The sequence below is a fragment of the Enterobacter cloacae complex sp. IR5403 genome, assembly GCF_049238705.1.
GTDB classification, from domain to species: domain Bacteria; phylum Pseudomonadota; class Gammaproteobacteria; order Enterobacterales; family Enterobacteriaceae; genus Enterobacter; species Enterobacter hormaechei_C.
Map to the genome: position 1 here is coordinate 164343 of NZ_JBMKHP010000002.1, position 21112 is coordinate 185454.

General features: G+C 58.1%; 21 protein-coding genes. 7 read left to right on the forward strand and 14 right to left on the reverse strand.

All coding sequences use genetic code 11. The annotated features are described in order from the left end of the window. Positions 1-84 precede the first annotated feature (84 nt). From ybaK to copA, 3 genes are all read right to left on the reverse strand, one after another. Positions 85-564, reverse strand: coding sequence for a Cys-tRNA(Pro)/Cys-tRNA(Cys) deacylase YbaK (gene ybaK / locus ACOTW6_RS03760; protein ID WP_213788935.1), 480 nt, complete (start codon positions 562-564; stop codon positions 85-87). A gap of 198 nt (positions 565-762) precedes the next feature. Further along, positions 763-1557, reverse strand: a complete 795-nt coding sequence (locus ACOTW6_RS03765; protein ID WP_017383220.1) for a TraB/GumN family protein — start codon at positions 1555-1557, stop codon at positions 763-765. 50 nt (positions 1558-1607) lie between these two features. Continuing rightward, entirely contained in the window at positions 1608-4106 is a 2499-nt protein-coding gene (gene copA, locus ACOTW6_RS03770) for a copper-exporting P-type ATPase CopA (RefSeq protein WP_017383221.1), read from the reverse strand. 108 nt (positions 4107-4214) lie between these two features. Here copA and cueR point away from each other — a divergent pair, with 108 nt between their 5' ends. After that, positions 4215-4625, forward strand: coding sequence for a Cu(I)-responsive transcriptional regulator (gene cueR, locus ACOTW6_RS03775; RefSeq protein WP_017383222.1), 411 nt, complete (start codon positions 4215-4217; stop codon positions 4623-4625). Here cueR and ACOTW6_RS03780 read toward each other — a convergent pair. From ACOTW6_RS03780 to ACOTW6_RS03790, 3 genes are all read right to left on the reverse strand, one after another. Beyond that, a complete protein-coding gene (locus tag ACOTW6_RS03780; RefSeq protein ID WP_015571238.1) occupies positions 4622-5074 on the reverse strand; it encodes an NfeD family protein in 453 nt (150 codons plus the stop codon). The genes cueR and ACOTW6_RS03780 overlap by 4 nt on opposite strands. Further along, positions 5071-5985, reverse strand: coding sequence for an SPFH domain-containing protein (locus ACOTW6_RS03785; protein WP_003858941.1), 915 nt, complete (start codon positions 5983-5985; stop codon positions 5071-5073). The genes ACOTW6_RS03780 and ACOTW6_RS03785 overlap by 4 nt, the downstream gene beginning before the upstream one ends. 154 nt (positions 5986-6139) lie before the next feature. After that, positions 6140-6994, reverse strand: coding sequence for a hypothetical protein (locus tag ACOTW6_RS03790; RefSeq protein ID WP_015571236.1), 855 nt, complete (start codon positions 6992-6994; stop codon positions 6140-6142). Between the two features lie 142 nt (positions 6995-7136). Between ACOTW6_RS03790 and fetA the strand changes: the two genes are divergently transcribed. Both fetA and fetB read left to right on the forward strand, forming a co-directional pair. Continuing rightward, the gene (gene fetA / locus ACOTW6_RS03795; protein ID WP_213788934.1) at positions 7137-7808 is read left to right on the forward strand and encodes an iron efflux ABC transporter ATP-binding subunit FetA; all 672 of its coding nucleotides are present in this window, start codon (positions 7137-7139) and stop codon (positions 7806-7808) included. Next, a complete protein-coding gene (gene fetB / locus ACOTW6_RS03800; RefSeq protein ID WP_213788933.1) occupies positions 7801-8583 on the forward strand; it encodes an iron efflux ABC transporter permease subunit FetB in 783 nt (260 codons plus the stop codon). The genes fetA and fetB overlap by 8 nt, the downstream gene beginning before the upstream one ends. A gap of 51 nt (positions 8584-8634) precedes the next feature. Here the strand turns inward: fetB and ACOTW6_RS03805 are convergent, their stop codons facing one another. The 3 genes from ACOTW6_RS03805 to tesA are packed head-to-tail and all read right to left on the reverse strand — an operon-like array spanning position 8635 to position 10970. Then, on the reverse strand, positions 8635-9489 hold the full coding sequence (locus ACOTW6_RS03805) for a co-chaperone YbbN (protein ID WP_045327640.1): 855 nt from the start codon (positions 9487-9489) through the stop codon (positions 8635-8637). 58 nt (positions 9490-9547) lie between these two features. Then, positions 9548-10357: an SDR family oxidoreductase gene (locus tag ACOTW6_RS03810; protein ID WP_116329812.1), complete on the reverse strand. Its 810-nt coding sequence runs from the start codon at positions 10355-10357 to the stop codon at positions 9548-9550. Then, the gene (gene tesA, locus ACOTW6_RS03815; RefSeq protein ID WP_062932312.1) at positions 10338-10970 is read right to left on the reverse strand and encodes a multifunctional acyl-CoA thioesterase I/protease I/lysophospholipase L1; all 633 of its coding nucleotides are present in this window, start codon (positions 10968-10970) and stop codon (positions 10338-10340) included. Before tesA ends, ACOTW6_RS03810 begins: the two co-directional genes overlap by 20 nt. Between tesA and ybbA the strand changes: the two genes are divergently transcribed. From ybbA to ACOTW6_RS03830, 3 genes are all read left to right on the forward strand, one after another. Further along, a complete protein-coding gene (ybbA, locus tag ACOTW6_RS03820) occupies positions 10941-11627 on the forward strand; it encodes a putative ABC transporter ATP-binding protein YbbA (RefSeq protein WP_062932272.1) in 687 nt (228 codons plus the stop codon). The two genes, tesA and ybbA, sit on opposite strands and share 30 nt — an antisense overlap. Then, a complete protein-coding gene (gene ybbP, locus ACOTW6_RS03825) occupies positions 11624-14038 on the forward strand; it encodes a putative ABC transporter permease subunit YbbP (protein ID WP_062932271.1) in 2415 nt (804 codons plus the stop codon). The genes ybbA and ybbP overlap by 4 nt, the downstream gene beginning before the upstream one ends. A gap of 182 nt (positions 14039-14220) precedes the next feature. Then, positions 14221-15366: a porin gene (locus ACOTW6_RS03830; RefSeq protein WP_017383228.1), complete on the forward strand. Its 1146-nt coding sequence runs from the start codon at positions 14221-14223 to the stop codon at positions 15364-15366. A gap of 90 nt (positions 15367-15456) precedes the next feature. Here ACOTW6_RS03830 and mnmH read toward each other — a convergent pair whose 3' ends face one another. The 5 genes from mnmH to ppiB form a co-directional block, all read right to left on the reverse strand. Next, positions 15457-16527, reverse strand: coding sequence for a tRNA 2-selenouridine(34) synthase MnmH (mnmH, locus tag ACOTW6_RS03835; protein ID WP_062932270.1), 1071 nt, complete (start codon positions 16525-16527; stop codon positions 15457-15459). A gap of 84 nt (positions 16528-16611) precedes the next feature. Then, positions 16612-17679, reverse strand: a complete 1068-nt coding sequence (gene purK, locus ACOTW6_RS03840) for a 5-(carboxyamino)imidazole ribonucleotide synthase (protein ID WP_062932269.1) — start codon at positions 17677-17679, stop codon at positions 16612-16614. Beyond that, positions 17676-18185 (reverse strand): 5-(carboxyamino)imidazole ribonucleotide mutase, encoded by a 510-nt coding sequence (purE, locus tag ACOTW6_RS03845; protein ID WP_003858921.1) that lies wholly within the window; start codon positions 18183-18185, stop codon positions 17676-17678. The genes purK and purE overlap by 4 nt, the downstream gene beginning before the upstream one ends. Positions 18186-18304: 119 nt before the next feature. Beyond that, complete coding sequence (lpxH, locus tag ACOTW6_RS03850) at positions 18305-19027, reverse strand: UDP-2,3-diacylglucosamine diphosphatase (protein WP_023303214.1); 723 nt, start codon at positions 19025-19027, stop codon at positions 18305-18307. Between the two features lie 3 nt (positions 19028-19030). After that, positions 19031-19525, reverse strand: a complete 495-nt coding sequence (gene ppiB, locus ACOTW6_RS03855; protein ID WP_000256009.1) for a peptidylprolyl isomerase B — start codon at positions 19523-19525, stop codon at positions 19031-19033. Between the two features lie 175 nt (positions 19526-19700). Between ppiB and cysS the strand changes: the two genes are divergently transcribed. Then, positions 19701-21086, forward strand: a complete 1386-nt coding sequence (cysS, locus tag ACOTW6_RS03860) for a cysteine--tRNA ligase (RefSeq protein WP_022650518.1) — start codon at positions 19701-19703, stop codon at positions 21084-21086. Positions 21087-21112: the final 26 nt, after the last annotated feature.

The window sequence follows — 21112 nt, forward strand, 5'->3', positions numbered from 1 at the left end:
GTTGCCCGGTGGCGCTGCGCTTACCGGGCCTACGGGAGCAACATGTAGGCCGGGTAAGGCGTAGCCGCCACCCGGCTTTTTCGTCTACTCCCGGCGCGCAATATCCGCAAATTTCGCGTCCAGCATTTTCGCCAGATCGCCTGCGGCCAGTTCGATATCCAGCCCGCGTTTGCCGCCAGAAATAAAGATCGTCTCAAATTCCTGCGAAGGCGCATCGATCAGCGTTGGCAGACGCTTTTTCTGGCCGAGCGGGCTGATCCCGCCGACCAGATAACCCGTCGTGCGTTGCGCAACCATCGGGTCTGCCATATCGACCTTTTTCGCTCCCAGCGCTTTGGCCACTTTCTTCAGATCAAGCTGTCCGGCGACGGGCGTCACTGCCACGGCGAGGTGCTTCATATCGCCGTTCACCGCGACCAGCAGCGTTTTGTAGACCTGGTCCGCGTTCAGCCCCAGCTTGCGCACCACTTCATCACCAAAGTTGGTTTCGTTCGGATCGTGAGCGTAGGTGTGGATCCGGAAAGAAATGTTGTTTTTTTCGAGTAATTTAACGGCGGGAGTCATGGCTATCCTTCTTACGACAGACGATTCATACCAGCAGCATACGCCTGACGTTTGTCTAAAAAATAGCACCATCTTGCGCAATAGTATTGGCAGTGATGGTCACTTTGAGCGACAATCGGCGTAGCCGAAGGTCACTTCGGTATAATAAAAACGATGAAATTCCTCTTTGACGGGCCAATAGAGATATTGGCCATTTTTTTATTTCAGCAGCGACGGCAAATTCCCTTCTCCGTACAAATGCAACGCGCCAACCGCGACAACATAACGACCGGCAGGCAGGGCATATAGCGTCTCCCGCCACGCCTGGTTGCGCGCGTTCATCAGCACATCATACAACGATTCACTGAACGTCGACGGTAACGCCAGCTTACCGTCTGCGGGCGGCGCATCCAGCCACCAGCCAATCATCGTTTGCAGCAGACGCGCGTTGGTGTGCCAGTGGGTCAGGGTATCATCCAGCAGCATCAGGCCGTCATCGGGAAGCTGGCGAAGAAGCGCAATCTGGCTGTCCGTGCCTTCCAGTTCAATGACGGACAGGTTGCGCGCCCTTGCCGCATTCAGCAGTTGATAATCGATACCGTAATCGCCGCGCAGCCCCAGGCGCTGCGCCTGGGTGGCCTGTAGCACCATGGCAATTTGCCACAGGGGCAGAGTGTCGAGCATTGAGAGCGAGACGCCGGTCTCATCCGCAAGACGGGTAAGCTCAGCCAGTTGCGTCCCGTTAAGACGTTCCGCCAGGGGGCGATCGCTTTCCAGCCCGGCAAACGGCGATTCATGGCCGGAGATGTCGGCTTCGACGATCAGCGCGTCGGCGCGCTTCAGCAGTTTAATCAGGCCGGAGGGCAGGGGGGACATATCCTGCGTGCCCATATGAATGCTTCCCACCAGGTGCAGATGCTGCCCGCCCGGAAGCGAAATATCCATACCGGGCCAGGCATAACGGCGGGGAAAAAGGGCGCGAAACGATGTTTTTAGACGATTAAACAGACCCATACGCGCTCCATGATCGCAAAGGTTCATGCTAGCGCGTACGGGTACAAGGTTCAATCCTTCGGTTTAAACCGCAGCAGACGGTTAGCGTTGCTCACTACGGTAATTGACGAGAGCGCCATCGCCGCACCCGCAACAACCGGGTTCAGCAGGGTGCCGGTCAGCGGCCACAAAATCCCGGCGGCAATCGGAATGCCGAGCGAGTTATAGACGAAGGCCCCCAGCAGGTTCTGCTTCATGTTGCGCAACGTGGCTTTCGAAATCGCCAGCGCATCCGCCACCCCCATCAGGCTGTGGCGCATCAGAGTGATCGCCGCGGTTTCAATGGCGACATCGCTCCCGCCGCCCATCGCAATGCCTACGTCAGCCTGCGCCAGCGCCGGGGCGTCGTTGATGCCATCGCCCACCATCGCCACCTGGCGACCCTGACTTTGCAGGTTCTTGATGGCGTCCGCTTTGCCGTCCGGCAGCACGCCCGCGATCACCTCATCAATCCCGGCTTCTTTCGCAATGGCGTTGGCGGTGGTCGGGTTGTCCCCGGTCAGCATCACCAGACGATAGCCCGCGCGGTGCAGGCGCTGTAAGGCATCTACGCTGTCCTGGCGTAACGGATCGCGCACGGCCAGCAGCGCCGCCACCTGACCATCCCTCGCCAGCAGAACCGGCGTCGCGCCCTGAGAGGCCTGCGCGTTTAGCTCTGCGTCCAGCGCGGACGTATCAACGCCGTGTTCAGTCAGCAGTGCCTGGTTGCCCAGCAGCAGCGTATGGCCTTCGGCTTCACCGCTGACCCCTAAACCGCGCAGGGTGCGGAAGTTGCTGACCTGCGGCAGACGGCCATCACCGGCTTTCTCCAGGATGGCGCGCGCCAGCGGGTGGCTGGAACCTTGTTCCAGCGCGGCGGCCAGGCGCAGGGCATCCGTCTCCGTACAGCCAACGGTACTGACGGCCACCACCTGCGGTTTGCCCTCGGTGAGCGTGCCGGTTTTATCAAAGACAAGGGTGTCCAGCGTGCTTGCCCGTTGCAGGGCGTCAGCATCACGGACCAGTACGCCAAATTCGGCGGCGCGTCCGACCCCAGAGATAATCGACATCGGCGTGGCCAGGCCAAGGGCACAAGGGCAGGCGATGATCAGCACCGTGGTGGCGATCACCAGGGTGTAGACAATCTGCGGCGCCGGGCCGAAGAAATACCAGATCGCCGCGCTCAGCAGGGCAATACCGACGACCACCGGCACAAAAATGGCGGAGATTTTATCGGCAAGCTGACCAATCTCCGGCTTACTGCTCTGCGCCTGGCGGACCATGCGAATGATGCGTGACAGCGTGGTATGGCTCCCGACCGCGCTGGCGCGGAACAGTACGCTGCCGTCCTGTACCACCGTACCCGCATGCACCGCATCGCCCTGAGATTTCTGCTGGGATATCGGCTCGCCGGTCAGCATCGCTTCATCCAGCCAGGCATCGCCCTGGGTTATTTCACCGTCGACGGGCACGCGGTCGCCGGTGGTCAGGCGCAGCGTCATTCCCGGCTGTACCTCTGAGAGCGGAACGCTTTTTTCCCCGTCGTCCGTGACCACGCGGGCCGTCGGCGGGGTTAAATCGAGTAATCTTTCCAGCGCTTTCGACGAGCGCTGACGCGCGCGGGCTTCGAGCATATGGCCTAAGTTAATCAGACCGATAATCATCGCACTCGCTTCATAATAGAGATGGCGCGCCTCCATCGGGAACCACTGCGGCCAGACGTTCACGCTCATCGAATACAGCCACGCCGCGCCGGTACCGAGCGCGACCAGCGTGTCCATCGTCGCGGTGCGGTTTTTCAGGCTCTTCCAGGCGCTGGTATAGAAATGTCCGCCAGCAAACACCATCACCGCAAGGGTAATCAGACCAATCACCAGCCACAGGGTGCGGTTGTCAGCGGTGACCATCATGTTGTCACCCATCATGCCCCACACCATCACCGGAATACCGACCAGCAGGGCGACAATCGCCTGCCAGCGGAAACGCTTCATAGTGGCGACAGCCGTTTCCTGCTGGCGCTCGCGGCGCTCGGCATCATCTTCGATGGCCTCCGCCCCGTAGCCCGCTTTCTCCACGGCCTGCACTAACTCTGCGGCGGAGGCGCTGCCCATCACCAGCGCAGTACGCTCCGCCAGGTTTACCCGTGCCTGTGCGACGCCCGGTACCGCCTGTAAGGCGTTTTGTACCCGGGAGACGCAGCTGGCGCAGCTCATGCCGTTGATCAGCAGCTGTTGGCTGTCATCAATATCATCAGCTACCGGAAGCTCAGGAGTGGCCGCTGTCAGTGCTTCCGACGGGGATGATGACTCTGCCAGCGGTTTAGCCTTTGGGTGGCTTAACTCCGCCCCGTAACCGGCCTGTTTAATGGTATCAATCAGCGCGTCGGCGCTGGCGCTGCCGGTCACGGCGGCATGATCGATACTCACCTCAGCGCTTTCCACGTCAGGACGCTGCTCCAGGCTTTCTTTAACGCGTTTGACACAGTGGCCGCAGGAGAGGCCGTCCAGTGTCAGGTCAATAGTGTGAGACATAACAAAACTCCCGTATAATGTTCTGGTCAATTGTTGACCTTCACTCTGCTTTTCGCTAACTGTTATGAAGGTTAAACCTTCCATCAAGGGGAAGGTCAAGGGGGAAATGTGAATATCAGCGATGTTGCGAAAAAAACCGGCTTAACCAGCAAAGCGATTCGCTTTTATGAGGAAAAAGGGCTGGTGACGCCACCGTTGCGCAGTGAGAACGGCTACCGCAGCTATACGCAGCTGCATCTTGATGAACTGACGTTACTGCGCCAGGCAAGACAGGTAGGATTTAACCTTGAAGAGTGCGGCGAGCTGGTTAACCTGTTTAACGATCCGAAACGCCACAGTGCCGACGTGAAAAAACGTACGCTGGAAAAAGTGGCGGAGATCGAACGCCATATCATCGAATTACAGGCGATGCGTGAGCAACTGTTACAGCTGGCAGAATCCTGCCCGGGAGATGACAGCGCCGAGTGCCCGATTATCGACAATCTTTCCGGCTGCTGCCACCGTAAAACCCACGCCTAACAGGCTTTAACCCGCAGGGTAATGCCTTCCACCGCAATGACCTCAACCCGCGTGCCGGCGCTGAGGTCATCGTCGGCCACCACCGGCCACGAACTGTCCCCCACGCGCATATGACCGCGTCCGTTGATCAGCGCGTTATCAAGCGTAAAGCGTCTACCCACGATCTGCTGCCCACGCTGGTTGAGGTGCGCGTCGACCGGCTTCTGCGCCTTCACCCGTTTGTTCAGCCAGCGCCACCACAGCCAGGCGGCCAGCAGCGTCAGCACGGCAAACAGCGCGCCCTGCCACTCCCAGCCGACAGGCAGCAGCCAGACGACCAGCCCGGTAATCACCGCGGCAACCCCGCTCCACAGCAGATAACCGTTGCCGCCAAGCATCTCGGCGGCCAGCAGTAAGCCGCCAAGGCTTAGCCAGAACGCATGAGGATGTGCAACGATGAGCTCTATCATTTTTTACGCTCGTTTCCGCCGTCTTTGATCAACTCGGCAATTCCGGCGATAGATCCCATCAGACTGCTGGCATCCAGCGGCATCATTACCACCTTGCTGTTGTTCGCGGAGCCGATCTCCTTCAGCGCATCGGTATATTTTTGCGCGACGAAGTAGTTCACGGCCTGGATATCCCCGGCGGCAATCGCCTCGGAGACCATTTGCGTCGCACGGGCTTCTGCTTCTGCCGAACGTTCACGCGCTTCCGCCTGGAGGAAGGCAGACTGACGGTCGCCCTCGGCTTTCAGGATCTGCGACTGTTTTTCCCCTTCCGCTTTCAGGATTTCAGCCTGACGCACCCCTTCGGCTTCAAGAATATAGGCACGCTTGGTACGCTCGGCCTTCATCTGCGCGTTCATGGAAGCAATCAGCTCTGCCGGTGGGCGCACGTCGCGGATCTCAATGCGTGTCACTTTGATCCCCCACGGATTGGTGGCTTCATCCACAATGTGCAGCAGGCGGGTATTAATGCTGTCGCGCTGGGAGAGCATTTCGTCCAGCTCCATTGAGCCCAGCACGGTACGGATGTTGGTCATGGTCAGGTTAACGATCGCCAGCTCCAGGTTGCTCACCTCATAGGCCGCTTTCGGCGCATCAATCACCTGAATAAAGCACACCGCATCGATGGTGACGTTGGCGTTATCCTTGGAGATGACTTCCTGGGAAGGGATATCCAGCACCTGCTCCATCATATTGATCTTACGCCCAATCCTGTCCATGAACGGGACGATCAGGCTTAAACCCGGCTGAAGGGTATTGGTGTAGCGACCGAAGCGTTCGACGGTCCACTGGTAACCCTGCGGGACAATTTTGACGCCTGCGCCCACGATAACCAGCGCAACGAAAATAAGGACAGGAACAACGATGAGCATAAAAACCTCCTGTTTTGCATGCCGTAACGAGAAAAACTGCGTATTTGTTGAACGTAAGTATATCGGCTAACGAAGAGGATTTCGCCCCTGTAAAGAGGTGGGAACCGGACTGGCAGAAATAAAACGCCCCGTTCGGAATGCGGGGCGCAAAACGTTACTTTTCAGACCAGGTATAGCTGAAGTCGGTGATAAACCCATCCCCGGCGTCAGCGATGGCTTTTGATAAGCCCTGATAGTATTTTTCCAGGCCGATGGCCTCTATCTGCTGGATCTGCTCGCGAACGGGAGCGCAGAACAATACCGCATTGCCCGCCCCGACACGTTTGTTGTTCGGCGGCAGATCGCCGGTAATCGCCTTAAACCAGGTTCTGATCCCTTGCTTTAAGCTGTGCGGCGCTTTTGTAAGATCCTCCTGGCCGGTCAGCACCTGTAGGGTAGGGAATTCATTAGCATTGACGGCGGTTTTCATACGCGCAAAGAACGCGGTAAAAAGCTCAAAAGAGCCGAGATCCGTGACGCGAGGCTTGGTGGTTTTTCCGTTTTTATTGCCCATTTTTCCGGCAGGGGCTGTAGGCGCCGGAACCACATTGACCTTATGCAGATCCAGACCAAACAGCAGATTGCAGTGCGCCCGGCGCTCTTTAAGCGGATAGGACATCAGCACGTCAATAAACGCCGTCGCCTTCACATCGGCCAGATCATGGTTAATCAGCCATTGCGAGCGGGCAAATTCCGCAGGGGAAACGAACCAGTCCGGCACCTCAGTAAAGCGTCTGGATTTACCCTTGCCGTCAAACTCGAGAAAGTAAGCTCCATCATCGAAAGCAAAATAGCAGTTTTTAAAGCTACCGATTGTGGTGTTAACGATGAGCGCCTTCTTAACAAAATCGACCACCTCTGCACCCATGACAAAACGCGTGAGTTCAGAAGAATTGATGACTTCCATTAATGTTTCCACATCAGGAACACCAGGCTTCAGGGAGGAGAACTCATAAAAGATATGTGTCATGTTGCTGACTTCCTGTAGTGATAGAGGTGACAATAACCAGGCAAAAAGTTTAACACTTGCTATAGGTTAAGGCTATTCGCGCTGCGTAGCGGAAAGGATTATGCTAAAGGCTGTTCTTATCACAGCGGTTAACGGAATCGGAATGAATAATAAAAAAAATCTTCTGGATATCAGGGATGTTGGCTTTCGTGTGGGTGATAACACCATCCTTCAGCACGTCGATTTTTGTCTCGCTCCGGGCGAATTTAAACTGATAACCGGCCCCTCCGGCTGCGGCAAAAGCACCCTCCTCAAAATCGTGGCTTCGCTACTGAGCCCAACGGAGGGAACCATCCTGTTTGCAGGAAAAGATATCGCCACGCTTTCACCGGAAAGCTACCGCCAGCAGGTGTCATACTGCGTGCAAACGCCGTCCCTGTTTGGCGACACGGTGTACGACAATCTGGTTTTCCCCTGGCACATCCGCAACCAAACGCCTGATCCGAAAAAGTTTACCGACGATCTGACCCGGTTCGGGCTTTCGCCGGAGACGCTGACCAAATCGATCGCCGAACTGTCAGGCGGGGAAAAGCAGCGCGTCTCGCTGATCCGTAACCTGCAATTCCTGCCGAAGGCGCTGTTGCTGGACGAGATCACCAGCGCGCTGGATGACGCTAACAAGCGCAACGTCAATGACATTATCCATCGCTACGCCCGGGAGCAGAATATTGCCGTGCTGTGGGTGACGCACGATTCAAACGAAATTACCCATGCGGATGATGTCATCACGCTCAGGCCGCAGGGCGGGAAAATGCAGGAGGCTCACCGTGGGTGAACATAACATAACCAACGAATCGCTGGCGCTGTCGATGGTCCTGGTGCTGGTGGCGATTGTGGTCAGCTACCGGGAAAAGCTGGGGCTGGAAAAAGATATTCTGTGGAGTATCTCTCGCGCGGTCATTCAGCTCATCATCGTCGGCTATGTGCTGAAATACATCTTCAACGTCAATCATGCCGTGCTGACCCTGTTGATGGTGCTGTTTATCTGCTTTAACGCGGCATGGAACGCGAAGAAACGCAGTAAATATATCGATAAAGCGTTCATCTCGTCGTTTATCGCCATCACTACCGGGACCGCATTAACGCTGGCGGTGCTGGTGCTTTCCGGCTCGATAGAATTTACGCCGATGCAGGTGATCCCTATTTCCGGGATGATTGCGGGCAATGCGATGGTGGCGGTCGGGTTGTGCTACAACAATCTGGGGCAACGGTTCAGCAGTGAACAGCAGCAGCTTCAGGAGAAGCTAAGCCTGGGCGCGACGCCGAAGGTGGCCTCGGCGCGGTTGATCCGCGACAGCATTCGCTCTTCGCTGATCCCAACGGTGGATTCCGCTAAAACGGTGGGTCTGGTGAGCCTGCCGGGCATGATGTCGGGGCTGATTTTTGCCGGTATCGATCCGGTAAAAGCGATTAAGTACCAGATTATGGTGACGTTTATGCTGCTCTCAACGGCGAGCCTGTCCACCATCATTGCCTGCTACCTGACCTATCGGAAGTTTTACAACGCGCGCCACCAGCTGGTGGTGACGCCGTTGAAAAAGACGGGGTAATACCGGCTTTTGTAGGCCCGGTCAGCGTTAGCGCCACCGGGCATTTTTTTGCTAGTAGAGCAACGCGTACAGCTGACGACGATACTTAGACGCCAGCGCGTCACCGGTACCCAGCGCGGCCAGGATCTCCTGGAACATCTTCCGCGCCTGTCCGTCTGCGGCGCCCAGGTCCTTCTGAAGATGGCTAAACAGCAGCTCCAGCGCCTCTTCGTTACGCCCCACCTGGTGAAGCTGAAGCGCCAGCTGGCTTGCCAGCGCGGCATCTTCCGGGTTGTCTGCAACCTGCTGCTGAAGCTGCTGAATTTCAGGGGTATCGGCCGCCTGTTTCAGCAGGTCAATCTGCGCCACCAGACCCTGATAACGGGTATCCTGATCCTGCATCGGCACCGTTTTCAGCACGGCTTCCGCGTCTTCAGGGCGGTGCAGCGCAATCTGGGTCTCTGCCAGCAGCAGACCAATCTGGCTGTTCTGGTTCGACAGCTGCCACGCGTCTTTTAACAGCGGCAGCGCCTCGTCGTACTTGCCTTCCTGCATCAGCGCCATGGCTTCCTGCGCTTTCAGCTCTTCTTCGCGCGGCAGGACTTTATCCAGCAGGGCGCGGATCGCCTCTTCTGGCTGCGGCCCCTGGAAGCCATCCACCGGCTGACCGTTCTGGAACAGGTAGACGGTGGGGATCGCGCGCAGGCCAAACTGGGAAGCCACCATTGGTTCGGCGTCACAATCCAGCTTCGCCAGAATGAACTGACCGTTGTACTGCGCGGCAAGGCTTTCCAGGACCGGCGTCAGTTGCAGGCAGTGTTGGCTGCGTTCAGACCAGAAGTAGAACAGCACCGGTTTAGTCATTGACTGTTCGAGCGTCTGTTGCAGGTTAGCTTCAGTTATGTTGACGATATTCTGTACGGACATGCGGCATTCTCTTTTATCGGTTTACTCTTTACATGGGGGTAAGCGTGGTCGCTTCAACTCAACCCTGCAAAATTTTGTCCATCATCCGCCCCGGCAGCAGGCGTTTCAACCAGCCGACGGCATGGGTCACCAGCGTGACCGGATAGCGCATTTTAGGGGTATCGCTCTCAAACGCGTGGCGCACTTTGGCAACGACGGCTTCTGGCCCAAGCGTAAAACGCGCCGCGATACCGGGATTTTCGACCGGTTTGTCCGCCTGCGTCTGGTTAACGTTTTCCGTAAAGCGGGTGCGGATCGGGCCCGGTTCAATCAGGCTGACCTTAATACCGCTGTGGCGCAGCTCCATGCGCAACGCATCGGACCAGGCTTCAAGCGCATATTTACTGGCGGCGTAAGCCCCGCGGCCCGGCGTGGAGATCAGGCCCATAACTGAGGAGGTCATCACGATGCGCCCTTCGCCGTGCGGCAGCATGGCCGGGAGAAGGCGCATGGTAAGCTGATGCGCCCCGAAAAAGTTTGCGGAGAACTGCTGCTCCAGCTGTTCCCGTGAGAGAGTCTGTAGCGGGCCGTACACGCCATAGCCCGCATTGTTGAACAGACCGTAAAGACGGTTGTTGGTCAGGGCGATAACCTCATCGGCGGCCTGCTCCACGCTCTCTGGCGAATCGAGATCCAGCAGAATGCCGGTAAATCCCAGCCCTCGCATGCGTTCGACATCCTCGGATTTGCGGCAGGCTGCCAGCACCCAAAACCCCTGACGTTTCAGTTCAAGGGCGCTTTCAAGGCCAATTCCGCTGGAACATCCTGTTATTAAGACCGATTTTTGCATAACTTTACCTGTCAGGTTCTCAGCTGTTTGACGAGTCATGTTTTACTAAAGGAGCCAGCCGGGTTGCCATCCAGTCGGCAATGAACGGCTGGGCATCGCGATTGGGGTGAATGCCATCATCCTGCATCCACTGGGGTTTCAGATAGACCTCTTCCATGAAAAATGGCAGCAGCGGAATATCAAACTCTTTGGCAAGCTTAGGATAGATCGCGCTAAACGCCTCATTATACCGACGGCCGTAGTTAGCGGGCAGGCGAATTTGCATCAGCAGCGGCTGGGCATTGGCGGCCTTAATGGTCTGCAAAATGGTCCGCAGCGTTTGCTCCGTTTGCTGAGGCTGGAAGCCGCGCAAACCATCATTACCGCCCAGTTCGACAAGCACCCAACGCGGTTGATGCTGCTTAAGCAGGGCAGGCAGGCGCGATAAGCCTTGCTGCGACGTATCGCCGCTGATGCTGCCGTTCACGACAGACGCCCGGGACTGCCATTTATCATTGAGCAGGGCGGGCCAGGCCGCACTGGCGGCCATACGATAGCCCGCGCTCAGGCTGTCGCCCAGAATCAATAACGTGTCCGCAGCCGCCGCGCGGAAGGTCATCAGTATCAAAAACAGGAAGGGCAAATGCCAGCGGAAAACATTGTTGAAGTTCATCGTCTTAAGAAGTCCGTCGGTCAGGGAGAACACGAGCTTTCCATCCTCACCGGAGTTGAACTCGTTGTCAAACGTGCCGAAACCATCGCCCTGATTGGTGAATCCGGTTCCGGTAAGTCCACGCTGCTGGCCATTCTCGCTGGTCTGGACGATGGCAGCAGTGGGGAAGTGAACCTGGTCGGCCAGCCCCTCCACGCGCTTGATGAAGAGGCCCGCGCCGCGCTGCGTGCCCGGCATATCGGGTTTGTCTTTCAGTCATTCATGCTGATCCCGACGCTGAACGCGCTGGAAAACGTTGAGCTGCCCGGCCTGCTGCGCGGTGAAAATACCCGTGAAAGCCGCGATCACGCGAAGGCGTTGCTGGAACAGCTGGGGCTGGGCAAACGTCTCGACCATCTTCCGACACAGCTTTCCGGCGGTGAGCAGCAGCGCGTGGCGCTGGCCCGGGCGTTTAACGGGCGCCCGGAAGTGCTGTTTGCCGATGAGCCAACGGGCAATCTCGACCGTAAAACCGGGGACAAAATTGCCGATCTGCTGTTTTCCCTCAACCGCGAGCACGGCACCACGCTGATTCTGGTTACCCACGACCCGCAGCTGGCCGCCCGCTGCGACCGCCGCCTGCGGCTGGTGAACGGTATTCTTCAGGAGGAAGCATGATTGCCCGCTGGTTCTGGCGCGAGTGGCGCTCGCCCTCGCTGCTGATTGTCTGGCTGGCGTTGAGCCTGGCGGTGGCCTGCGTGCTGGCGCTCGGCAGCGTCAGCGATCGTATGGAGAAAGGGCTTAGCCAGCAGAGTCGGGAATTTATGGCCGGGGACCGGGCTCTGCAAAGTTCTCGCCCCGTGCCGCCGGGCTGGATTGAGGAAGCGCGCAAAGAGGGGCTGAAGGTAGGGGAGCAGATCACCTTTCAGACCATGACCTTTGCGGGCGACACGCCGCAGCTTGCCAGCGTAAAAGCCGTGGATGACATCTACCCCATGTACGGTGACTTACAAACCAGCCCGCCGGGGCTAAAACCGGTGGCCGGTACGGTCCTGCTGGCATCGCGACTGATGGCGCTTCTTAACCTGAAACCCGGCGACAGTATCGACGTCGGCGACGCGACACTCAAAATTGCCGGGGAAGTGGTGCAGGAGCCCGACTCCGGATTTAATCCGTTCCAGCTTGCGCCGCGCCTGCTGATGAACACCGCGGATGTGGCGAAAACCCACGCCGTCCAGCCGGGAAGCCGTGTCACCTGGCGGTATAAGTTTGGCGGGACGCCTGCGCAGCTGGAGGCGTACGAAAAATGGCTCCTGCCGCAGCTCAAGCCGGAACACCGCTGGTACGGGCTGGAGCAGGATGACGGGGCGCTCGGCAAATCCCTCGAACGTTCCCAGCAGTTCCTGCTGCTGTCGGCGCTGTTAACCCTGCTGCTTGCCATTGCGGCGGTTGCCGTGGCGATGGGGCACTACTGCCGCAGCCGTTACGATCTGGTGGCGATCCTCAAAACCCTCGGCGCGGGCCGCGCGCAGCTGCGCAAGCTGATTGTCGGCCAGTGGCTGATGGTGGTGGCGCTGTCGGCTCTGACCGGCGGGGCGATAGGGTTGCTGTTTGAAAAGCTGCTGATGGTGCTGCTCAAACCGGTACTGCCCGCGGCATTACCGCCTGCCAGCTTCTGGCCGTGGCTGTGGGCAATCGGCGCGATGACGACGATCTCCCTGCTGGTGGGGCTACGCCCGTACCGGCTGCTGCTCGCCACCCAGCCGCTGCGCGTGCTGCGCCGCGATGTGGTGGCCAGCGTCTGGCCGCTGAAGTTCTACCTGCCGGTGATTATTGCGGTGGCGGTCGGGCTGTTGGCCTGGCTGATGGGCGGCAGCACGCTGCTGTGGGCGGTGCTGGCGGGCGCGGTGGTGCTGGCGCTGCTGTGCGGCGTAGTGGGCTGGATATTGCTTAATGTCCTGAGAAAGCTGACAGTTAAATCACTCCCCATACGGTTAGCGGTTAACCGCCTGCTGCACCAGCCGTGGTCTACCCTCAGCCAGCTCTCGGCATTTTCGCTGTCGTTTATGCTGCTGGCGCTTCTGCTGGTGCTGCGCGGGGATCTGCTGGATCGCTGGCAGCAGCAGCTTCCGCCGGAAAGCCCGAACTATTTCCTGATCAACATTGCTCCCGAACAGGTGACGCCGCTGAAGGGTTTCCTGTCTGAGCATCACATTATTCCGGAATCGTTCTATCCGATCGTGCGCGCCCGCCTGACGCAGATCAACGGCCAGTCGACGGAGGGAAATAAGGATGAATCGCTCAATCGCGAACTCAACCTGACCTGGCAGGCGAAACGTCCGGACCATAACCCGATCGTTGCCGGCACCTGGCCGCCGAAAGCGGGGGAAGTGTCGATGGAGGAGGGGCTGGCGACACGCCTGAACGTGAAGCTCGGCGACAGCGTGACCTTCACCGGTGATACCCAGGACTTCACCGCCAAAGTCACCAGCCTGCGTAAAGTGGACTGGGAAAGCCTGCGGCCAAACTTCTTCTTCATCTTCCCGCCGGGTGCGCTGGACGGACAGCCGCAGAGCTGGCTCACCAGCTTCCGCTGGGAAAACGGCAACGGCATGCTGACGCAGCTTAACCGGGAATTTCCGACCGTGAGCCTGCTGGATATCGGCGCGATCCTCAAACAGGTCGGGCAGGTGCTGGAGCAGGTGAGCCGCGCGCTGGAGGTGATGGTAGTGCTGGTGACCGTCTGCGGCGTGCTGTTGCTGCTGGCGCAGGTGCAGGTGGGCATGCGTCAGCGTCATCAGGAGCTGGTGGTCTACCGCACGCTGGGAGCCAGTAAACGGCTGCTGCGCGCCACGCTGTGGAGCGAATTTGCCCTGCTCGGTCTGGTGGCGGGACTGGTGGCGGCCATCGGGGCGGAAACCGCGCTGGCGGTACTCCAGAGCAAGGTCTTCGACTTCCCGTGGGAGCCCGACTGGCGGCTGTGGCTCACGCTGCCCGTCTGCGGCGCCGTGCTGCTGTCCCTGTGCGGCGGCTGGCTCGGAACCCGGCTGTTGAAAGGTAAAGCGCTATTCCGCCAGTTTGTCAGCTAGTTTACTGATGTGATGATGACGCACCGGCATTTCTGCTGATGCGTCATCGCTTAACGGCACAAATCGTTAATGACCATGCATTTAGTAGCACAAAACATTAAAAACCCGCCCACACAGCCCGAATTTTTCCGGTTAATATTCACCAGCTAAATATTTAGCAGCGTGTCTATCAAGGAAAAAGAATGACTATAAGAAAAACAGCGCTGGCGACAACGATCGGCGCAGCAGTGGCATTGGCTTCATTCGCATCTCAGGCGGAAATCACCCTTCTGAAACAGGATCCGCAGGCGGGTAACCCGCTGAGCCGCCTGAACTTCACCGTTGGCGGCAGTATTCGTCCTCAGTTCCAGAATATGACCGGTGATGACGGCAAAAACAGCTACAAGCGCAACGGCTTTGACGGCGGCACCCGCTTCCGTTTCGCGGCAGACTACTACCTGTTCGATGACATCAGCTGGATCAGCTACTACGAGCTGGGTGTGAACATTCCGGCGCAGTTCAACTGGGATCATCACTATGCCGACGGCGCGCACGACACCTCTCGTCGTATGCTCTACACCGGTCTGAAGAGCGACACCTGGGGTACGCTGACCTTCGGCCAGCAGAACAGCGTGTACTATGACGTGGTGGGCGCAAAAACCGACATCTGGGACTACGACATGATTGGTCAGGCGCCAGGTAACGGGATCAACGGCGACTATGACGGCTCTTACCGTTCACGCCAGATGCTGAAGTACAAGAAAACCGTGGGCGATGCTGACATCTACGCCTCTTACCTGTTTGAAGACAGCGAATACCTGCCGGGCAACGGCCTGCGCTACAAGCGTAAAGGCGGCGGTTCACTGGGTATCGATTATCACCTGACTACCGATCTGACCTGGGGCGCAGCGTGGAACTACACCCGCGCGGACATGCGTAACCCGGACAACGGCGACAGCAAATCCTACGACCAGAACATCCTTGGTACCGCCCTGAGCTGGACGCCGGATAACTGGACCTTCTCCGCAGGCGGCGGCTGGTATCAGAACTTCCTGACCACCAAAAAAGTGTCCGTTAACGACTACTTCGCCGGTGATGCATGGGGTATTGAATACTTTGCGGGTTACAAGTTCCCGGTTGGTCAGTATGCGGTGAAATCCATCCAGCCGTACTTCATGGGCGACCGTATCGAGTACGTGAATGGCCGTAACTACCAGCGCATCGACAACGGCGTGGGTATCAGCTTCCAGCTGGATTACGGTTTCCGCGTGGATTACGAACACGTGTTCACCTCCAGCACCGACAACCTGGGCGACATGAACCTGGTGCGTCTGCGTTACGACTTCTAAGTGGTTTGTTCCCCGGTGGCGCTGCGCTTACCGGGGCTACAAAAGCACGCGTAGGCCGGGTAAGGCGTAGCCGCCACCCGGCTTTATTTTTCAGCGATCAAGCCACTCGGCAATTTCTTCGTACGTCCCGCGATACACAATCTTCTCCGCCTTTTTCTCCAGCTGATAGCCGTACATCGGGTCGTAATAGTCCTTCAGCAGCGGCACAAGCCAGCTGAAGTGCGCGTCAGTGCTTCCAGAGCGTTGTTGTTCCAGCAGCGCGGAATCTAACAGCGCGGTAAATTCCGCAAAACGCTGTAGCCCCAGACGGCGACGAATGGCGTACAGGCCGTGATGCAGATATTCGCTGTACGCTTTCCAGCCCGCCTCTTCACCGCAGGCGGCAGAAAAGTCGGCCCACATGTGGTCGAAATACTCTTCGCGCAGGCGTTCAAGACGGATCTCAAACGGATCTTCGACCACCACGACAGGCGCTTCAGCCATGCGGTCGCGCAGACACTCCGGCAGGTGGTTGGAGCCAATCATCCGGCCCTCGTCTTCAAGCACCCAGCGCGCGGCGTCTTTTTTCAATAGCTCAGCCGCAAGGTGATTCTCGAAGCTCGCCTGAGAAAGCTGCGGGGTGAGCGTGCGGCCAAACGACGAGCCGCGATGGTGCGCCAGCCCTTCCAGATCGATGCCCTGCGCATGCTGCTTCACCAGCAGCGTTTTACCGTTACCGGTACAGCCGCCGATAAGCACCATCGGCTTTTGTGACTGCTCAATGGTCACCTGAATCGCCGTCTGACGCAGGGCCTTATAGCCGCCGCGGATCAGCGGGTAGTCGATGCCCGCCTCTTTCAGCCAGGCCTGGGAGATGTGTGAGCGCTGGCCACCGCGCGCGCAGCAAAGGTAGCCCTCAGGATGGGCCAGGCAGGCTTCCCGCCAGGCGTTGATGCGCGCCTCTCGCGTTTCGCCGTTGACCAGGCTATGACCGAGCGCCAGCGCGGCGTCCGGACCCTGGCGTTTATAGCAGGTGCCGACGGCGGCACGCTCGTCGTCATTCATTAAGGGCAGGTTGAGTGCGGCGGGCATCGCACCCTGGGCAAATTCGATCGGCGCGCGAACGTCGATTAAAGGGGTATCGGACGCGAGGATCGCGCGATAGTCCGTTCCATCGTTCATGGTGATTCCAGAAGAAAACTGAGCAGCAATGGGCGGGGATTGTACGCCGGGGAAGGGGAAGGTCAACTCCCCGGCGGGGGATACTTACTTCAGTTTTGACTGCGCCCAGACAATACCGCTCGCATATTCTGGCGGCAGCAGGGGAACAATCGCTTCCAGCGTGGCGCTCAGGCGGTCCGTGTCGGTATCGTTCAGGTTCAGGTGGCCGACCTTACGCCCCGGACGCACCTCTTTGTCGTACCAGTGCAGGTGCACCAGCGGCAGCTTCAGCCAGTTGTAGTTCAGATCGGTGCCGATCAGGTTGATCATCACCGACGGGCTGGTCACCACCGGCTGCGGCAGCGGCAGATCGGTGATGGCGCGCAGGTGCAGCTCGAACTGGCTGATGGAGGCGCCGTTTTGCGTCCAGTGGCCGCTGTTGTGCACGCGCGGCGCAAGTTCGTTGATCAGCAGACCCGACGGCGTGACGAAACACTCCATCGCCATCACGCCCACATAGCCCAGCTCATGCATAATGGCAGACAGCATCTCTTCCGCCTGCGTCTGCTGGTCAGCATTGGCGTGCGGGAAGGCGACGCTGGTGCGCAGAATGCCGTCCTGATGCAGGTTATGCGTTAGCGGGTAAAAAACGGTGTGCCCGTCATGCCCGCGCGCGCCAACCAGCGACACTTCACCGCTGAAGTTAATGCCCTGCTCAACGATGCACTCGCCGTAGCAGTCATCCGGCAGCTCGGCGGTGTCGTTCGCGCGCAGGCGCCACTGCCCGCGGCCGTCGTAGCCGCCGACGCGACGCTTCACAATCGCCAGGTCTCCCAGCATCGCAAACACGTCATCCCACTCGTGCTTATCGGAAAGCAGCTGCCACGGCGCGGTCGCGAGGCCGAGCTTGTCGAAAAGCTGTTTTTGCGTGAGACGGTCGGCAATGATCGGGAAGACGTCGCGGTTTACAAAGGCGTTATGGCGCGCCAGCTCGCGGGTCAGGGCGGTTTCCGGCCAGCGTTCAATTTCGGCGGTGATCACGCTCTGATGGAACGGCACGGCTTCCGGCTCGGCATCCAGCCCGACGGGCCAGACGGCAATACCCAGCGGCTCACCGGCCTGACGCAGCATCCGGCCAAGCTGACCATTACCAAGAACGCAAACCTGCTTCATGCTGCACCCCGCGGATCCGGGTTATCCAGCACCTCGTCGGTCTGGGCTTTACGCCACTCCGCCAGACGCTGATGTAACTCTTTATCATGAGTCGCCAGGATCTGTGCGGCCAGCAGGGCGGCATTTGCCGCACCCGCTTTACCAATCGCCAGCGTACCGACAGGAATACCGCGCGGCATCTGGACAATAGAGTAAAGGCTATCCACCCCGCTTAACGCGGCGCTTTGCACGGGAACACCCAATACCGGCACCAGCGTTTTGGCGGCAATCATGCCCGGCAGATGTGCTGCGCCGCCCGCACCGGCAATGATCACCTCGTAACCGTTCTCTTCGGCGCTTTCGGCGAAGCTGAACAGTTTATCCGGCGTACGGTGCGCGGAAACCACTTCGACGTGGTGCGGAACATTCAGGATTTCAAAGATTTCGGCGGCGAACTGCATGGTAGCCCAGTCGCTTTTGGACCCCATCACGATGGCGACACGCGCCGGATTATTGCGGGAAGACATGCGTCTTAAAACTCCTGTGGTGCGGAACACACTGCTTTCGAGGGCACAGAGAATAGCATGTAATACCGGCAAGGAAAACGGTTGCGTGGTCGGGAAATGAGCGAAAAGACGGGGGGGCGTTAAAACGGGAAGGCGATCAGTTCCACACCTTCCGGCGTGACTTTGACCATCGATCCTTCGCTGTGCCAGGCGCCTAAAACCACGCGATGGGCGGGCTCGCCGTTGGCGATAAGGGAATGCACATCGGGACGATGGGTATGGCCGTGGATCAGCCACTGAACGCGATGCTTCTCCATCACCTTCACCACCGCCTGCGGGTTGACGTCCATGATGGTCATCGATTTGCTGCTGTTGGCGGCCTTGCTGCCCGCGCGCATTCTGGCGGCGATGCGGTTGCGGATAAACAGCGGCAGGGCGAGGAACACTTTCTGGATCCACGGGGTGTGAACTTTGGCGCGAAACGCCAGGTAGCCGGTATCGTCAGTGCAGAGCGTGTCGCCGTGCATGATCAGAATATTGCGGCCATAGAGGTTTAGCACCTGCTCTTCCGGCAGCAGCGTCATACCGCTCTCGCGGGCGTAGCGCTGGCCGATCAGGAAATCACGGTTGCCGTGAATGAAATAGCAGGGGACGCCGGAATCCACCAGTGCTTTAATGGCCGCAGCCATCTCACGGTGCAGCGGGTTCGGATCGTCGTCGCCAATCCAGGCCTCAAACAGGTCGCCCAGAATGTACAGCGCGTCGGCGCTTTTCGCTTCACCGCGTAAAAAACGCAGAAAACCGGCGGTTATCGCCGGTTCTTCTGTTTGCAGATGCAGATCCGCAATAAAGAGTGTCGCCACGAATTACTCGCTGACGGTCACGCTTGTGATCACAACGTCTTCTTTAGGAACGTCCTGGTGCATACCGCTGCGGCCAGTAGAAACGGCTTTGATCTTGTCGACCACGTCCATCCCTTCAACCACTTCTGCGAATACGCAGTAGCCCCAGCCTTGCAGACTTTCGCCAGAGAAGTTCAGGAAGTCGTTGTCCGCTACGTTGATGAAGAACTGTGCGGTCGCAGAGTGTGGCGCCTGAGTACGGGCCATTGCCAGCGTACCACGGGTGTTTTTCAGGCCGTTGTTCGCTTCGTTTTTGATCGCTTCTTTCGTTTCTTTCTGGCGCATGCCAGGCTCGAAACCGCCGCCCTGGATCATAAAGCCGTTGATCACACGGTGGAAAATAGTGTTGTTGTAGAAACCTTCGCGGCAGTAGTCCAGGAAGTTTTTAACTGTTTCAGGCGCTTTGTCATCAAAGGTTTTGATTACGATATCGCCATGATTAGTGTGGAAAGTAACCATTTTTGCATCCTGTTCCGTTATTGTGGTGCGTCGACCCGTGCTCGGGTCACATATAGGGGCTTGTTATAGCATAACCACAGGACACGATCACCTTGCATTGTGTGCTGACCGTACTCCGAATTATAGGTATTATAAGGAACAAACAATCCACACACGTGTTTACATGGAATCTTCGATGTTAAAAATCTTTAATACAATGACGCGCCAAAAAGAGGAATTTAAACCTATCCATGCCGGGGAAGTCGGCATGTACGTGTGTGGTATTACGGTTTACGATCTCTGTCATATCGGCCATGGCCGTACCTTTGTCGCGTTTGACGTGGTGTCTCGCTACCTGCGCTTCCTGGGCTATAACCTGAAGTACGTGCGCAACATCACCGACATCGACGACAAAATCATTAAACGTGCTAATGAAAATGGCGAAAGCTTTGTCGCGCTGGTGGATCGCATGATCGCCGAAATGCACAAGGATTTTGATGCCTTAAATATTCTGCGCCCGGACAGCGAGCCGCGTGCGACCCACCATATCCATGAAATCATTGATATCACTCAAAAGCTGATCGAGCGCGGTCATGCCTATGTGGCGGACAACGGCGACGTGATGTTCTCGGTGCCGACGGACCCAACCTACGGTGCGCTTTCCCGCCAGGATCTGGACCAGCTCCAGGCCGGTGCGCGCGTGGACGTGGTTGACGTGAAGCGTAATCCGATGGACTTCGTGCTGTGGAAAATGTCCAAAGCGGGCGAACCGAGCTGGCCATCCCCGTGGGGCGAAGGGCGTCCGGGCTGGCACATTGAATGTTCCGCGATGAACTGCAAACAGCTGGGCAACCATTTCGACATCCACGGCGGCGGTTCGGATCTGATGTTCCCGCACCACGAAAACGAAATCGCGCAGTCCACCTGTGCACACGGCGGCGAGTACGTGAACTACTGGATGCACTCCGGGATGGTGATGGTTGACCGCGAGAAGATGTCGAAATCGCTGGGTAACTTCTTCACCGTTCGCGACGTGCTGAAGTATTACGACGCGGAAACCGTGCGCTACTTCCTGATGTCTGGTCACTATCGCAGCCAGCTGAACTACAGCGAAGAGAACCTGAAGCAGGCGCGCGCTGCGCTGGAGCGTCTGTATACCGCACTGCGCGGCACCGACAAGTCTGTTCCGGCCGCAGGCGGCGAGGCGTTCGAAGCCCGCTTTGTTGAGGTCATGAACGACGACTTCAACACCCCGGAAGCCTACTCCGTGCTGTTCGACATGGCGCGTGAGGTGAACCGCCTGAAGTCAGAAGATATGGCGGCGGCCAATGCGCTAGCGTCTCATCTGCGTAAGCTCTCTTCCGTGCTCGGCCTGCTGGAGCAGGAGCCGGACGTGTTCCTGCAAAGCGGCGCGCAGGCGGACGACGGCGAAGTAGCGGAAATTGAAGCACTGATTAAAGCGCGTCTGGAAGCGCGTCAGGCGAAAGACTGGGCGGCGGCGGATGCAGCGCGTAACCGTCTGACCGAGATGGGCATTATTCTGGAAGATGGCCCGCAGGGAACCACCTGGCGTCGTAAGTAATTTTCCCCTCACCCTAACCCTCTCCC

What these genes read in the sequence shown, in the direction of transcription:
- ybaK (WP_213788935.1), bottom strand. Translation starts at nt 564, where the DNA reads ATGACTCCCGCCGTTAAATTACTCGAAAAAAACAACATTTCTTTCCGG.
- ACOTW6_RS03765 (WP_017383220.1), bottom strand. Translation starts at nt 1,557, where the DNA reads ATGGGTCTGTTTAATCGTCTAAAAACATCGTTTCGCGCCCTTTTTCCC.
- copA (WP_017383221.1), bottom strand. Translation starts at nt 4,106, where the DNA reads ATGTCTCACACTATTGACCTGACACTGGACGGCCTCTCCTGCGGCCAC.
- ACOTW6_RS03780 (WP_015571238.1), bottom strand. Translation starts at nt 5,074, where the DNA reads ATGATAGAGCTCATCGTTGCACATCCTCATGCGTTCTGGCTAAGCCTT.
- ACOTW6_RS03785 (WP_003858941.1), bottom strand. Translation starts at nt 5,985, where the DNA reads ATGCTCATCGTTGTTCCTGTCCTTATTTTCGTTGCGCTGGTTATCGTG.
- ACOTW6_RS03790 (WP_015571236.1), bottom strand. Translation starts at nt 6,994, where the DNA reads ATGACACATATCTTTTATGAGTTCTCCTCCCTGAAGCCTGGTGTTCCT.
- fetA (WP_213788934.1), top strand. Translation starts at nt 7,137, where the DNA reads ATGAATAATAAAAAAAATCTTCTGGATATCAGGGATGTTGGCTTTCGT.
- ACOTW6_RS03805 (WP_045327640.1), bottom strand. Translation starts at nt 9,489, where the DNA reads ATGTCCGTACAGAATATCGTCAACATAACTGAAGCTAACCTGCAACAG.
- ACOTW6_RS03810 (WP_116329812.1), bottom strand. Translation starts at nt 10,357, where the DNA reads ATGACTCGTCAAACAGCTGAGAACCTGACAGGTAAAGTTATGCAAAAA.
- ybbA (WP_062932272.1), top strand. Translation starts at nt 10,941, where the DNA reads ATGCCAGCGGAAAACATTGTTGAAGTTCATCGTCTTAAGAAGTCCGTC.
- tesA (WP_062932312.1), bottom strand. Translation starts at nt 10,970, where the DNA reads ATGAACTTCAACAATGTTTTCCGCTGGCATTTGCCCTTCCTGTTTTTG.
- ybbP (WP_062932271.1), top strand. Translation starts at nt 11,624, where the DNA reads ATGATTGCCCGCTGGTTCTGGCGCGAGTGGCGCTCGCCCTCGCTGCTG.
- ACOTW6_RS03830 (WP_017383228.1), top strand. Translation starts at nt 14,221, where the DNA reads ATGACTATAAGAAAAACAGCGCTGGCGACAACGATCGGCGCAGCAGTG.
- mnmH (WP_062932270.1), bottom strand. Translation starts at nt 16,527, where the DNA reads ATGAACGATGGAACGGACTATCGCGCGATCCTCGCGTCCGATACCCCT.
- purK (WP_062932269.1), bottom strand. Translation starts at nt 17,679, where the DNA reads ATGAAGCAGGTTTGCGTTCTTGGTAATGGTCAGCTTGGCCGGATGCTG.
- purE (WP_003858921.1), bottom strand. Translation starts at nt 18,185, where the DNA reads ATGTCTTCCCGCAATAATCCGGCGCGTGTCGCCATCGTGATGGGGTCC.
- ppiB (WP_000256009.1), bottom strand. Translation starts at nt 19,525, where the DNA reads ATGGTTACTTTCCACACTAATCATGGCGATATCGTAATCAAAACCTTT.
- cysS (WP_022650518.1), top strand. Translation starts at nt 19,701, where the DNA reads ATGTTAAAAATCTTTAATACAATGACGCGCCAAAAAGAGGAATTTAAA.